At 45.8% G+C, this 14298-nt stretch carries 10 protein-coding genes; 1 reads left to right on the forward strand and 9 read right to left on the reverse strand.

Annotated elements, in window-relative coordinates:
* Positions 1–8: 8 nt before the first annotated feature.
* The 6 genes from accD to fabB all read right to left on the reverse strand — a co-directional run bounded on the left by accD (position 9) and on the right by fabB (position 10386).
* The gene (gene accD / locus MTF70_RS01305) at positions 9–935 is read right to left on the reverse strand and encodes an acetyl-CoA carboxylase, carboxyltransferase subunit beta (protein ID WP_005380583.1); all 927 of its coding nucleotides are present in this window, start codon (positions 933–935) and stop codon (positions 9–11) included.
* Positions 936–1132: 197 nt separating this feature from the next.
* Entirely contained in the window at positions 1133–1927 is a 795-nt protein-coding gene (truA, locus tag MTF70_RS01310; RefSeq protein WP_025767185.1) for a tRNA pseudouridine(38-40) synthase TruA, read from the reverse strand.
* A gap of 142 nt (positions 1928–2069) precedes the next feature.
* The gene (locus MTF70_RS01315) at positions 2070–6509 is read right to left on the reverse strand and encodes a FimV/HubP family polar landmark protein (RefSeq protein ID WP_248393827.1); all 4440 of its coding nucleotides are present in this window, start codon (positions 6507–6509) and stop codon (positions 2070–2072) included.
* A 197-nt stretch (positions 6510–6706) separates the two neighbouring features.
* Complete coding sequence (locus MTF70_RS01320) at positions 6707–7720, reverse strand: aspartate-semialdehyde dehydrogenase (protein WP_005380562.1); 1014 nt, start codon at positions 7718–7720, stop codon at positions 6707–6709.
* Positions 7717–8850, reverse strand: a complete 1134-nt coding sequence (locus MTF70_RS01325) for a 4-phosphoerythronate dehydrogenase (RefSeq protein WP_017820801.1) — start codon at positions 8848–8850, stop codon at positions 7717–7719. The genes MTF70_RS01320 and MTF70_RS01325 overlap by 4 nt, the downstream gene beginning before the upstream one ends.
* 324 nt (positions 8851–9174) lie before the next feature.
* On the reverse strand, positions 9175–10386 hold the full coding sequence (fabB, locus tag MTF70_RS01330; RefSeq protein ID WP_005380557.1) for a beta-ketoacyl-ACP synthase I: 1212 nt from the start codon (positions 10384–10386) through the stop codon (positions 9175–9177).
* A gap of 128 nt (positions 10387–10514) precedes the next feature.
* On the opposite strand from fabB, the gene mnmC reads away from it, so the two are divergent.
* The gene (mnmC, locus tag MTF70_RS01335) at positions 10515–12533 is read left to right on the forward strand and encodes a bifunctional tRNA (5-methylaminomethyl-2-thiouridine)(34)-methyltransferase MnmD/FAD-dependent 5-carboxymethylaminomethyl-2-thiouridine(34) oxidoreductase MnmC (RefSeq protein WP_017820802.1); all 2019 of its coding nucleotides are present in this window, start codon (positions 10515–10517) and stop codon (positions 12531–12533) included.
* A gap of 75 nt (positions 12534–12608) precedes the next feature.
* Here the strand turns inward: mnmC and MTF70_RS01340 are convergent, their stop codons facing one another.
* From MTF70_RS01340 to MTF70_RS01350, 3 genes are all read right to left on the reverse strand, one after another.
* The gene (locus tag MTF70_RS01340; RefSeq protein ID WP_005380552.1) at positions 12609–13133 is read right to left on the reverse strand and encodes an NADPH-dependent FMN reductase; all 525 of its coding nucleotides are present in this window, start codon (positions 13131–13133) and stop codon (positions 12609–12611) included.
* A gap of 146 nt (positions 13134–13279) precedes the next feature.
* Positions 13280–13543, reverse strand: a complete 264-nt coding sequence (locus MTF70_RS01345; protein WP_017635933.1) for a YfcL family protein — start codon at positions 13541–13543, stop codon at positions 13280–13282.
* A gap of 25 nt (positions 13544–13568) precedes the next feature.
* Complete coding sequence (locus tag MTF70_RS01350; protein ID WP_248393829.1) at positions 13569–14099, reverse strand: elongation factor P hydroxylase; 531 nt, start codon at positions 14097–14099, stop codon at positions 13569–13571.
* Between the last annotated feature and the right edge of the window lie 199 nt (positions 14100–14298).

Consider the following 14298-nt stretch of genomic DNA (forward strand, 5'->3'; position numbering starts at 1 on the left):
TTGATACTTTACCCTTTTTCGTCCGCTTCTGGTACAGAATATGGCTCTTCATTTGGAGATTCGTTAACCGAAACCACCAAAGGAGACTTGTGGTTAGTCATCTTAGCGATAAGACCACCCACACGCTGACGCATTTCACGACGGTCAACGATCATATCAATAGCACCGTGATCAAGTAGGAACTCACTACGCTGGAAACCTTCAGGAAGATCTTCACGTACAGTTTGCTCGATTACACGACGACCAGCAAAGCCAATGAGGGCCTTAGGTTCACCGATGTTGATATCACCCAACATAGCCAAACTTGCTGATACACCACCCATTGTAGGGTCAGTTAGAACAGAAATAAACGGCAGACCTTTTTCTGATAAACGCTCAAGCGCAGCACTGGTTTTTGCCATTTGCATAAGAGACATTAAAGCCTCTTGCATACGAGCACCACCACTTGCTGAGAAACAAACAAGCGCACAGTTATTTTCAATGGCTGCATCCACTGCTTTCACAAAGCGAGCACCAACGACTGAACCCATTGAACCACCCATAAAGGAGAATTCAAACGCACACGCCACAAGCGGCAGACCAAGCAATTCACCCTGCATCACAACTAGCGCATCTTTCTCACCGCTATTTTTTTGTGCAGCAGAGATACGCTCTTTGTATCGCTTAGAATCTTTAAATTTCAGTTTATCCTGTGGCTCAAGTTCAGAACCTAATTCAACTCGATTACCTTCATCTAAAAATGTTTCCAAACGACGACGCGCTTTCATACGCATGTGATGGTTACACTTTGGACAAACTTCTAAGTTACGCTCTAGCTCTGCATGGTATAAAACCTGTTCACAAGAGGTACATTTAGTCCACACACCTTCTGGGATAGAAGCTTTGCGTGAACTTACTAGATTGCTTTTCTCTAAAATCTTTTCAAGCCAACTCATGGAAGACCTTTTCTCTCAACTCTTCCGCTTCATTGCGAAAGATATAAATTCGACATAATACCGACGGATTAAACCATATCTTGCAGCTACTGTAGATAAAAAACTGGTTGTACCTATTTTTGATATCGTAAATAGCGTATGTTTTCCGTTCACATTCAATGTAAACACTACCGATATTTTGAAATAAGTTTGTAAAATTAGTTCAAATTATCTGGTAAAAACAGTGGACCGATCGGCACTTCAGGTAACCCAAACTCTTCTGGGTAGTCTACATCTACCAGGTACAGACCTTCCGCTTTCGCTGTCGCACCCGCTAGTTTGCGATCTTTGGCTTCTAATAACCACTTGATCCATTCAGGACTCTCTTCGCCACGTCCAACTTTTATCAAGCTACCCGTGATATTACGAACCATATGATGCACGAACGCATTAGCTTTAATATCAATAACCACATAGTTCCCATGGCGCGTAACGTTCAGATGCATCAAGTTTCGAAATGGGCTGCGAGACTGACAATGCGCCGCGCGAAACGACGTAAAATCATTTTCGCCAAGTAGGAACTGCCCTGCTTCATGCATTTTTTTCTCGTCGAGCTCACCATGATAGTGACTAACCCCCGAGTTTAAGATGCCTGGACGTAAAGCATGATTGAAAATAATGTAACGATAACGGCGCGCTGTCGCTGAGAATCTTGCATGGAAATCATCTGAAACTTCTTGAGCCCAACGAACCGCTATATCGCTCGGCATGTTCGCGTTTGCGCCCATGGTCCAAGCTACCATTTTTCGAGTAACGTTGGTATCAAAGTGCACAACTTGTCCCGTGCCATGCACGCCTGCGTCTGTCCGACCAGCACACTGAACTTCAACTGGGTGATTAGCGACGACGGACAATGCTTTCTCTAGCTCTTCTTGGACACTTTTCACTTCTCTTTGGCGCTGCCAACCAAAGTAGTTTGTACCGTTGTACTCGATACCTAATGCGATTCTCATCTTAACCTTCGAACTCTAAAATGGGGCGGGAAGTATATACTCAAGTCACCTCAAGTTGCCAGTTTCACCAAGGGTGACATAAAGGTAGCATCCTACTAACGGGACACAAAAAGGGTAGCAAACGCTACCCTTTTGTTTCGGTTTATCGGCCATTAATGGCGTCAATCAGGCTTTTTGCTTCGCGGCGAATATCATCCTCACCGTAAACAATCGCCTCTTCTAGTAGTTTAATCGCCCCTTGAGAATCGTTCATCTCGAGATAGATTTTAGCCAAATCCAGTTTCCCAGCCGCTTCAGCATTGCTATCTACGTCAATATCGCCGATCTCACCGATAACATCTGGAAACTCGTTCAATCCGACATCGAGCTTAAGGTCTTCTTCTTCGAACTCACCACCTTCTCTGTCGACCTGAGCCATCAATTCATCAATCGTCATAAATTGATTTTTCTTCGGGTCGAAGTCATCCAAGTCGCTTTGCTCTGCCCAGTTTTCTTGCGCGATCTCTGGCTGACTTAGTGCATCACTCGAATTCCAAACATCACGCTGGTCCTCAGGCACTTCTTCAGTAGAACTTACGTTATCAGCAGCGGGTTTAAAGCCATCCCAATCATCTCCAACATCAAGCATGGTTTCAAAATCCATACCTGCACTTGCGATGGTGTCACTGTCTAGTTTACCTTCAAATACTTCTGAGTTTGCGTCTTCCGCAAGAAGGTTAGCCATTGATGATTCATCATCCAAATTACTGAGCGGCTCACCCTCTGTCGCTGTTGGCTGCACTTCTGGGTCAGTATCAAAGCCGTTTTGCTGCGCAAATACTTCAAACAAAGCATCATGATCGTTATCGGCTTGAATAGCTGGTCTCGATGTCTCTGCTTCAACCTTAGGGCTCCCTGAAGCACCCTCGTTCATTGACGCGAGAACATCTTCCTCATTGAACTCTGGAAGATCTTGGTCGTCAAAACTTAACTCTTCATCCTCACCGGAGATTGGTTCTATATCTGCAGTCTCAGAGCTCGGTAATTCTGGCTCTTCTTCCATCGACGCCAAGGCATCTTCTTCGCTGAACTCTGGCAAATCGAGCTCATCAAAATTGAACTCTTCTTCGGACTCAGTTGGCAAGTCGGCTTCAACTTGTTCTAGTTCAATGGACTCGGACGTTTCTAACTCCGGCTCATCCACCATAGACGCCAATGCGTCTTCTTCACTAAACTCAGGAAGATCCAGCTCATCAAAATTGAATTCATCTTCTGATTCAGCTGGTAAGTCTGCTTCAACCTGTTCTGGCTCAACGGACTCGGACGTTTCTAACTCCGGCTCATCCGCCATAGACGCCAATGCGTCTTCTTCACTAAACTCAGGAAGATCTAGCTCATCAAAATTGAATTCATCTTCTGATTCAGTTGGCAAGTCGGCTTCAACTTGTTCTGGTTCAACGGACTCGGACGTTTCTAACGCAGGTTCGCCAGCCATAGACGCCAGTGCATCTTCTTCACTGAACTCTGGCAAATCGAGCTCATCAAAATTGAACTCTTCTTCGGACTCAGTTGGCAAGTCGGCTTCAACTTGTTCTGGCTCAACGGACTCGGACGTTTCTAACGTAGGTTCGCCAGCCATAGACGCCAGTGCATCTTCTTCACTGAACTCTGGCAAATCGAGCTCATCAAAATTGAATTCATCTTCTGATTCAGCTGGCAAGTCTGCTTCAACCTGTTCTGGCTCAACGGACTCGGGCGTTTCTAACGCAGGTTCGCCAGCCATGGACGCCAATGCGTCTTCTTCACTAAACTCAGGAAGATCCAGCTCGTCAAAATTGAACTCTTCTTCGGACTCAGCTGGCAAGTCGGCTTCAATTTGTTCTGGTTCAACGGACTCGGACGTTTCTAACGCAGGTTCGCCAGCCATAGATGCTAGAGCATCTTCTTCGCTGAATTCTGGAAGATCTAGCTCATCAAAATTGAATTCTTCTTCTGAATCGTTGGTCGACTCAGTTTCCGGCTCCAATTCAGGCTCATCCAGTAGCCAATCTTCTTCTTGTGGAACACCGAATTCATTTTCTATTGTATTTGGTGTCGGCGTGAAGGCTGGAATGTCTTCCTCTTGCTCAACGTGAGGCTGTACCTCAGCATCGGACTCCACGGATGGTTCTTGTGTTGAATCAGTATCGGTAGCCTCTTGTTGTAGTGATGAAGCTTCCTCTATCTCCGTTTGTGTTTTTTCAACTTGCTGCGGTAAATCGTCTTCACTATCAAATAGAGCGTCAAGTTCAGCAGAAAAATCCGCTTTTTCTTGTTCTGTTGGCAGAAGTTCTTCACTGTCTGACTCAAATAGGTCGTCTAGCTCGCTCATTAAAGGATCATTCTCTGGTGAGAGGTCCTCTAAATCACCAAGAAATTCATCGCTGCTAAATGGCTCTGAAGCAGCCTCTGGCTCGGTTAATGGTTGATCTTCTACAGCTTGTTGCGTGTCTGGCTGGCTTTCACTTAATAAAGCGTCGATGTCCAACCCAGACTCAATGTCCTGATCTTCATGAGTTTGCTCTGACTCAACTACGGGAGATGGCTTTTCGTCGGCGTCTGATTCACCAAAACCAAGTGATTTCAGTAACTCTTCCTCTTCCGATTTATTCTGCTCTGGGCTCTCGTCCTCTCGAATCAGATCATCAAACGGATCTAAATCAGCTTCAGTCTCTTCATCAAGTTCAGAGGTAACATCATCAATGAGTTCATCCAGTAAGTCTGTGCTATCTGCGTCTAACTCTTCGATCGAGTCATCACCTTCAAAACCAGAGATTGCTTCTAGCTCGTTTAGTGGATCAAACTCGTCTGTGTCATCTTCATCAAAATCAATGAGTTCATCGAGTAGCTCTGTACTGTTTTCATCTAGAACAGGACCTTCATTGGCGTCAGCTTCTCGAACTTCCGATTCACTAGCCGGTTGTTCATACTGGGCCAATAGCTTATCGATATCGTCGTCAGATGCCTCTCCTACACTAAAGTCATCATCCGAAACGGGCTGTTTTAACTCAGGCTCATCAGTATCTAAATCGAAGTCATCGTTGCCAAGTTCAGCAAACAAGTCATCAAGCATATCCTGGTCGACAGTGTCACTTGGTAACTCTTCTGACGGCTCATCAGCTGCAAGTAACTCGGCAAATGCGTCGTCTGAAAGCGAGTCTGATTTCTCATTCGCATCATCCGAAAGATCGAAGCCAGACTCATCGTCATCGAGCACTTCTAGTTCTGGAGCAACCTCATCTAAGGCTCGCTCCATTTCTTCTAAACCAAGCGCCTTTTCTTCGCCGTTGACTTGGATACCATTGTTCGATGACTCAAACTCATCCAGACCAACATCTAGGTCACCGTCATCGCCAATATCTGCAAATGGGTCATCGTCCCCTTCCAGATTGAAATCAAGTTCTTCATCGTCGAGGTTAGCAAAGACGTCTTCTTCTAAATCTGACTTCTCTTCTTGTAAAGACTGTGTGTTGATATCTTCATCTGCAAACAATTCATCATCAAGCGTGAGCTCTTCATCCAGCTCATCCGCCACCGCTAAACCGATTGGCGCCGCAAGAGGATCAACGTTTTGCTGTTCCTGTGCAGCCGCTTCTTCCTCTTTCGCTTTAGAGCGTCGACCAAGAAGCATAACAACTAGCAACGCAATCAAAGCACCAGGAATTAATGCCGCAAGACCAACAAGCCAACCATTAGACAAAATTTTGTCCATGGTGCTTGGTTGCATGCGTTGTTGTTCAGCAAGGCGCTGGCGCTCTTCTGCAAGCAGTTTCTCGACTTCTGAGCGAATGCGTTCTTCGTCATTCAGCTCGCTTTTCAAAGTTTCGACTTCGCTTTGCACTTCTGACAGCATCAATCGAAGACGATGGTTCTTCTCTTCTAATGACTCTAATTCACTTTGTGAGCCTTGAAGTTTGTCCTTCAGCGCACTGACCTGCTTTTCACCCTGCGGAGAGGTGGTTACTGGTGGCGCAGGGATGACGGGTATTGTTTTCGGAGTTGGTTTTGGCTCCTTTGCTGCCACTGTCTCTGGCTTAGTCGCAGGCTTGGGTTCTACTTTAATTTGTGGCTTTGGTTGCTCGGTGACTCGTTGTGCTGGCGTCGCTCTATTTGTCGGCTTCGGCTGTTTTAACTTAGCTTCATGCGCCTTCATAATCGCAACAGCTTGCGCTGTGGTCGCGCTTTGCACTTGCTCTAGAGAAGGTACTCGTAGCCGACTCCCTGGGATCAATTCATGAATGTTTTGGTTCTCAAACGCTTGAGGGTTAATTCGGTAAATGGCAAGAAGCGTTTGTTGAACGGTAACACCGCGTGAAGGTCGTAATTCTGAAGCGATCGACCATAGTGTTTGATTTTCACCAGTCGGACCAAAGAAACGTGACGGTTGAGTATTCGCAGGAGGAGCAGGTAATGCTCGCTCAATATCTTCAGCATAGCTCGGAGATGATTGCACTTCACCAGACGGTCCAACAAGACGAATTCCTTCGGCTTGAACCACTGATGATGTCTGAGTCGCGCTCATCAACACAAGGGCTGCTAACAAACGCTTATAATTTTGACGCATAGAAGGCTCAGTTTTGTGCTAAATACAATTTGAAATGGTGATCGGTTAAATATATCGGATATCGCATGCAAAACTATAGCGTTGAGAATAAAAAATGTGTGGCTCTCGCCATATTCGTACTAATCTCACACTATTTTGTTTCGTTCGTACAAAAAAGCCTCGCACTGTGCGAGGCTTTGAAATGAACTGTAAGCGACTTAGTAGTAATCGCGGATCAGAACTTCTGCGATTTGCACCGCGTTAGTTGCCGCGCCTTTACGCACGTTATCAGCAACAACCCACAGGTTTACGCCGCTATGATGGCTGATATCGTTACGGATACGGCCAACCATTACATGGTCTTTACCGCCCGCATCGCGAACTTGTGTAGGGAAGTCTTCACCGTGGAACACTTCGATACCGTCAGTTTGCTCAAGCAAGTTAACGACTTCTTGTGCATCGATAGGTGAACGAGTCTCAATGTGAAGTGCTTCTGCGTGACCGTAGAATACAGGAACACGTACACACGTTGGATTGACTGTGATTGATGGATCGTTAAAGATCTTCTGTGTTTCCCACACCATTTTCATTTCTTCTTTGGTGTAGCCGTTTTCCATCATTTGATCGATTTGTGGAATACAGTTAAACGCGATCTGTTGAGAGAATTGCTTCTTGTCTGCAGGCAGACCGTTTAGCAGCTTCGCCGTTTGACCTGCTAGCTCATCGATACCCGCTTTGCCTGCACCAGACACCGATTGGTAAGTTGATACGTTAATACGCTCAATGCCCACCGCATCGTGAATTGGTTTTAGTGCCACCAGCATTTGGATGGTTGAACAGTTCGGGTTCGCGATGATGTTACGGTTACGAAACTCTGCAATCGCTTCTGGGTTTACTTCTGGCACAACAAGAGGAATGTCGTACTCGTAACGGAAGTGTGATGTATTGTCGATAACAATCACGCCTTCATCAGCGGCAATTGGAGCCCACTTGGCTGATAGCTCACCACCAGCAGAAAACAGTGCGATATGCGCTTGAGACCAATCGAACTCTTCTACGTTTTGAACGCGTACCGTTTTACCATTGAAGCGATAAGTCTTGCCTTCGCTGCGCTCACTCGCGAGTAGGAAGATTTCGCCTACTGGGAATTTGCGCTCTTGAAGCACATCCAAAATTGTTTCACCGACCGCACCGGTCGCACCTAAAATGGCAACATTATATTGCTGGCTCATTGACTTACCTCAATCTGAAAACCTAGTTCTGCTAATGGAGCAAGGTTACATGTTTTGTTACCCACTAGCGTGACAGCGCTGTATTCACGGCGATCCCAGTAGTTTTTACGCATCAGGTCAAAAGCGCCTGGCTTACTGATTTCACGGCGGAAAAGAGCGTCATCTCTACGCACATCATAGATTAACTGCGTGATGTTATGCAGTGTTGCTTCGTCCCAAGCTCTGTCCAATACCATAGTAGGAACAGGCGCGGTTGGCAGTAAATCGCTGGCATGCGCACGTAATTCGTTATTTAAGAACTCACAGTAGCTGTTGAAAATCATCGTTGTACCGCGAGCTTTCCCTTCCAAGCCGTAGCCTGCAACGTGAGGGGTTGCGAATGCTAGCAGAGGCAGAAGCTCCATATCAACCTCTGGTTCAAATTCAAATACGTCGAGTGCCGCTGTAAATCCATCATTTTTCAAAAGACGTTGCTTCAAAGCAGCGTTGTCAACGATGGGACCTCGAGCCGCGTTAATCAAAATTTGATCGCTGCGGAGACCATTTAATACCTTCTCATCAATCAAATGATGCGTTGGGTATGGGCCATCTTTGGTGATTGGCGTATGTAGTGTAATGATGTCTGAGCTTTCAATCAGTTCTGTCAACGGAGTAAAGCTACGAGGATCACCAGACTCTTGTTTGAATGGGTCATTGATGAGAACTTTCATACCCATGCCTTTCAAACATTTCTCTAGGTAGCTACCTACTTGGCCTGCACCAATAATACCTACCGTCTTGTCAAATACCGAGAAACCTTGTTGCTGAGCGAGCACCATCATCACGCTGAACGCGTATTCCGCCACACCCACTTTGTTACACCCTGGCGCCGCAGTGAAGAAAATGCCTTTCTCTTTTAAGAGTGCTTGGTCAACATGATCCATGCCTGCCGTGGCCGTACCAACAAACTTCAGCTTGTTTGCTTTGCTGATCAGGTCAGCATTAACTTTGGTGACTGAGCGAATCATTAGGGCATCAACATCCACTAAATCATCGGCGGTCAGTGTACGACCTGGTTTTAGAATTACGTTACCGAGTTGGCTGAATAGCTCTTCAGCATACGGCATATTTTCATCAACAATAATTTTCATAGCGCCAGCGTTCTAACATCCATTTGTAAGAGTTCGTTTATTCGCAAGATGCGAAACTAAAGCGATTGTGCCCTTTTCCCGAAAAATCTCAAGATATAACACCAATAAACCTCAAGGAGGTAACTCCTATAGAATCGATTGACGGGAAGCCTAGAGAAAAGAAAAAGCCCGGCTAAATAGCCGGGCAAAGTTCCAGAACAAAAGGATCCTATCCCGCTCTCCATGGGATAGAGTCTGCGTCTGTTCGATCAGTGTGACTGATCAAGCTCTGGAAACTGGATTGTTGGCGTTTACAGTACTCTCGCAAGGCGCCAACAAATTCAGTTAACCTTGGTACTTTTTAATAACCAAAGTTGCGTTTGTGCCGCCAAAGCCAAAGCTGTTTGACATTACGGTCGTTAGCTCTGCATCACGTGCTTCTGTCACGATGTCCAGACCTTGTGCTGCTTCGTCCAAGTTTGAAATATTGATGCTTGGAGCAATGAAGTTTTTGTCTAGCATAAGTGTTGAGTAAATCGCTTCGTGCACGCCCGCTGCGCCGAGTGCGTGGCCAGTCATTGCTTTTGTTGCAGAGATTGCAGGGCTGTTCTCACCAAACAATTGTTGGATAGCACCAAGCTCTTTCACGTCACCAACTGGTGTCGATGTGCCGTGCGTGTTGATGTAATCCACACCATCAACGTCTTGCATCGCCATCTTCATACAACGAATTGCGCCTTCACCTGATGGCGCTACCATGTCGTAGCCATCTGATGTCGCACCGTAACCTACGATTTCACCGTAGATTTTCGCACCACGTGCCAGTGCGTGCTCTAGTTCTTCAATAACCAGCATGCCGCCGCCGCCCGAGATAACAAAACCGTCACGGTCTGCATCGTATGTACGAGATGCTTTGTCTGGCGTGTCATTGTATTTGGTTGACAGTGCGCCCATCGCATCAAACATCATAGTTTGAGACCAATCTAGCTCTTCGCCGCCACCAGCAAAAACAATATCTTGTTTGCCTAGTTGAATAAGCTCCATAGCATGGCCGATACAGTGTGCAGATGTTGCACATGCAGAGCTCATTGAGTAGTTCACGCCACGAATCTTAAATGGCGTAGCAAGACAAGCAGAAACAGTAGAAGACATAGTACGAGGAACCATGTAAGGACCAACTCGCTTTACGCCTTTGGCGCGCATCGTGTCTGTCGCTACCGTTTGATTGTATGCAGAAGCACCGCCAGAACCTGCAACGATACCGGTACGATCGTTTGAAACCTGCTCTTCTGTAAGACCAGCGTCTGCGATTGCCTGCTCCATTGATAGGTATGCATAAGCAGCCGCATCACCCATAAAGCGCATCTGCTTACGGTCGATGTGTTCCGCCGGGTTGATTTTTAGATCACCCCATACTTGCGAACGAAGACCGTGTTCTTTGAACTGCTCAGATGCAGTGATGCCAGATTTGCCCGCTTTAAGAGACGCTAGAACTTCTTCGACGTTGTTACCGATACTTGAAACAATACCCATACCGGTGATTACGACTCGTTTCATTATGACATTCCTATAATTCAAAAATCCGCTAGATGATAACTAAGATAGTCAACAAAAGTGGTCAGCTTTCCCATAAATTCGTACAATCGCCCCATTCTTACCGCGCCAAATCACAAATTTGCACCATTATGACTTCAATAAAAAACGCAGAACTTGGTTGGAACGAAGCTGGTACTCCGGTTTCAGACCAATTTGATGATGTTTACTTCTCTAACGTAAACGGTCTTGAAGAGACACGCTACGTTTTCTTAAAACAAAATCATCTCCCAGAAAGATGGCAGGAATTTGACCAAAGACGTTTTGTCATTGGTGAAACAGGATTTGGCACGGGATTAAACTTCTTAGCAGTATGCCAGTGGTTTAGTGAGTTTCGTCGTCAGCATCCGGACGCAACATTGAAAGAGCTGCATTTTATTAGCTTTGAAAAATACCCATTAAGCAAAGCCGATTTAAAGAAGGCGCATGAAGCTTGGCCTGAGCTAGCTGAATACGCGGAAAAGTTACAAAAGCACTACCCTGCCGCTGTGCCGGAGTGTCATCGCATCGTTTTAGAAGACGGCGCAATCACACTCGACCTTTGGTTTGGTGACATTAAAGACTGCATGCCGCAAGTCCCATACAACGAACAAGGTTTGATTGATGCTTGGTTCTTAGATGGATTCGCGCCAAGCAAAAACCCAGAGATGTGGAACCAAGGCCTGTTCAACAACATGGCAAAGCTAGCCAAGCAAGATTGTACAGTTGCCACGTTTACCGCAGCAGGCTTTGTACGTCGTGGTTTGAACGAAGCTGGCTTTACAATGAAAAAGGTGAAAGGTTTCGGCACTAAGCGAGAAATGATCGCCGGCTCTATGGAGCAACGTGAAAAGCAGTCGAACCATCTCCCTTGGTTCAATCGCACAGCATCTAGCAATCTTGATTCGATTGCCATCATTGGCGGTGGTATAGCCAGCGCGGCGTTAGCGAAAACGTTAGTTCGTCGTGGCCAAAACGTCACCCTTTACTGTAAAGACAAACAACCAGCCAAAGGAGCGTCGGGTAATCGTCAAGGGGCCGTGTATCCATTGTTGAACGGTCCCCATACTGGCGTTTCGCGTGTGTTTGCTCCTGCATTTTTGTTCGCACGTCAGTTTGTTGAACAAGCAGCACAAGAGATCGATTTTGATCATGACTGGTGTGGCGTAACTCAGTTGATGTGGGATGACAAATCCACAGACAAACTGGAGAAAATACTTGCGGGTAACTTCACACCAGAGCTCATTCACAAGCTGTCCGCCGAGGAGACTGCGAACACTATCGGGTTACCTATTGATATGGCATCTGTGCACTACCCAATGGGAGGGTGGCTGTGCCCTGCCGAGTTAACTCGTGGGTTAATAAAACAATTGGAGAAGACGTCGTTACTCTCAACGAAGTTTGAACACCATGTTGAGGCATTAGATTGGGATGAAAAGCGTCAGCTCTGGCTACTAACAGCGAGTGGTCAAACATTTGAGCACTCAACGGTTGTGATTGCGAACGGCCATGAGTTCCAGACATTGAGTCAAACCGCTTCCCTACCAATGGGACAAGTGAAAGGACAAGTCAGTCATGCGCCAGCAACCGAAACGCTGAGTCAGCTGAAAACGGTGTTGTGTTACGACGGTTACATGACACCTGTTAACCCAAGTAATCAACACTTGTGTATCGGTGCAAGCTACGACCGCAGTCACCTTGACTACGAATTTGATGAAAACGCCCAAAAAGATAATGCAGAAAAGCTAGTGAAATGTGTACCGAATCAAACATGGGCAAAAGAGGTAGATATCACTGGTAATCAATCTCGCCAAGGTATTCGTTGTGTTAGCCGAGATCACTTACCATTTGTCGGAAATGTGGGTGACTTTGAGACGATCAAAACGCAATACACCAACTTACAAAATCAAAAAGAAGAAGAGGTAGAAACCATTCATCAGTACCCTAACCTATTCTGCTTCTTAGGTTTAGGATCTCGTGGACTGAGCTCTGCACCATTATTAGCTGAAGTGTTGGCCTCCCAGATCTGTGGGGACCCGCTGCCATTACCGGTTGATGTATTGACCGAACTTCACCCAAGTCGAATGTGGGTTCGTAAACTAAGAAAAGGCAAAGCCATTACCGAGCTGTAAGAGTATTCTCTGTTTTGATTCCCGACACAGACACGTGTCGGGAATCGCTAACTCATTAAGTCGCTCGTACTGAGATTACTTCAGCAGTGCAACTGCCTGTTTCACTTGCTCTGCCACTTCTGGGTTTACAACCTTACCCGATTCCACGTCAAAATTTTCGTAGAAGCTCGGCACAGATAACGATGCCTTTACATCCGCGCCAAAAAATTGTGCAGAACCTGTCGCCGCCGCAAGAACACTTTGCGCACCACCGGGACCTGGGGAAGTTGCTAAATAAACGACAGGTTTGTTTTGAAATACATTACGCTCAATGCGCGTCGCCCAATCGAACAAGTTTTTATAGGCCGCTGGGTACGAACCGTTGTGCTCTGCGAAGGAAACAACGAGAGCGTCAGCCTCCGCCAAGTCACGTAAAAACGCGACAGCCCCTTCAGCTTGACCTATTTCTTTCTCTTTGTCCTCGCTAAACATTGGCGCTTGATAATCGTTTAAGTCTAGAACATTCACTTGAGCGCCTTCGACTTGATTTGCTGCGTATGTAGCAAGTAGTTTGTTGATTGAGGTAGAGCTGGTAGATGCACCAAATGCGACAATTTTCATGGTTGTAATCCTTTGTTCACGTTTTATGCTGATCAGAATAAAAGTTGAACAGTTTCGCTACAACCACAAAAATTTTATGGAGAGGTTCGAATTTTTCGAAGTAGTAAATGACTAGGATTAAATAAAGGGAGAACGCTGCTTAGGGACTAAGCCTGAGCCTGGAGCTCCTGCCACAAATCACTGACAATCACGCGATCGGCCGGGCTTAACTCGGTACGCGCATTTTCTAAGCTGCTCTCAATGCGTGACTTCAGCTCAGTAATATCGCTAATCCCTTCTTCTTCACAAGACGCCGCGGATAAAGAGATGTGACCACGTAAATAACCACCAGCAAACAATTCATCGTCAGATGCTGTTTCAATTCGAGCATCAATCAGTTCCAGTAGTTTTTCTTCAAATTCAATAATCATGGTGTATCTCTGAGGTTATTAGTGGTTATTTAACGCAAAAGTCCGACGCTTCCAGTGGCTTAGTTTGATAAAATGCGCGCAGGGCATCAGAAAGCATTTTCACTCGCAAAGGCAAGCCAACGTCCAAAATACCTAGCACTTCTTTATGCACTTTTTTCATAAAGCCGAGCCTATCTGGTTCAAAATCGCCGTGTAGATTGTCACAACTCACCGTAAAAGGGAAGCCAGCGCTTTGTGCCAGAATCCATTCATAAGCTTGAGGTCGCACTTCAACTTTCTCAAACTCCGCTTGAACTTCTGCTGTTCGCCCATCAGGTTCATACCAATAACCAAAATCTTCCAGCAAACGACGCTCTGGACCAGCCACACACCAATGCGAGATCTCGTGTAAAGCAGAGGCGTAAAAACCCCGAGCAAAAATAATCCGATGATGAGGGTGTTCATCATCAGCAGGAAGATAAATAGGCTCATCACCACCTAACTCTAATTTCGTATTAAATTGTTCTAAAAAGGTGTCATTAAAAATGGTGATTAAGTCTTTGTATTCGTGGGTCATCGTCGAGTTTGTACTTCAGTTTGACATGCGCTGCATATTGTCGCTGTTTTTAGCTATGAGGTAAAGGCAACCCCACATTTTTGGTTATTAGTTGAATTTATCTGAACATCGCTTTCTCCATACAATTTCTCATTCGTCAGCGTACTTATTTACCACTACACTCTCGCCTTATTTTGATGCCGTTCAAACCGCTATTTTT

The sequence above is a fragment of the Vibrio sp. 2CM40D genome (genome assembly GCF_023161825.1).
In the GTDB taxonomy this organism is placed as follows: Bacteria; Pseudomonadota; Gammaproteobacteria; order Enterobacterales; family Vibrionaceae; genus Vibrio; species Vibrio alginolyticus.

Bases quoted from the DNA above. Each gene is read 5' to 3' on its own strand.
- accD (WP_005380583.1), bottom strand. From the start codon at position 935: ATGAGTTGGCTTGAAAAGATTTTAGAGAAAAGCAATCTAGTAAGTTCA.
- truA (WP_025767185.1), bottom strand. From the start codon at position 1,927: ATGAGAATCGCATTAGGTATCGAGTACAACGGTACAAACTACTTTGGT.
- MTF70_RS01315 (WP_248393827.1), bottom strand. From the start codon at position 6,509: ATGCGTCAAAATTATAAGCGTTTGTTAGCAGCCCTTGTGTTGATGAGC.
- MTF70_RS01320 (WP_005380562.1), bottom strand. From the start codon at position 7,720: ATGAGCCAGCAATATAATGTTGCCATTTTAGGTGCGACCGGTGCGGTC.
- MTF70_RS01325 (WP_017820801.1), bottom strand. From the start codon at position 8,850: ATGAAAATTATTGTTGATGAAAATATGCCGTATGCTGAAGAGCTATTC.
- fabB (WP_005380557.1), bottom strand. From the start codon at position 10,386: ATGAAACGAGTCGTAATCACCGGTATGGGTATTGTTTCAAGTATCGGT.
- mnmC (WP_017820802.1), top strand. From the start codon at position 10,515: ATGACTTCAATAAAAAACGCAGAACTTGGTTGGAACGAAGCTGGTACT.
- MTF70_RS01340 (WP_005380552.1), bottom strand. From the start codon at position 13,133: ATGAAAATTGTCGCATTTGGTGCATCTACCAGCTCTACCTCAATCAAC.
- MTF70_RS01345 (WP_017635933.1), bottom strand. From the start codon at position 13,543: ATGATTATTGAATTTGAAGAAAAACTACTGGAACTGATTGATGCTCGA.
- MTF70_RS01350 (WP_248393829.1), bottom strand. From the start codon at position 14,099: ATGACCCACGAATACAAAGACTTAATCACCATTTTTAATGACACCTTT.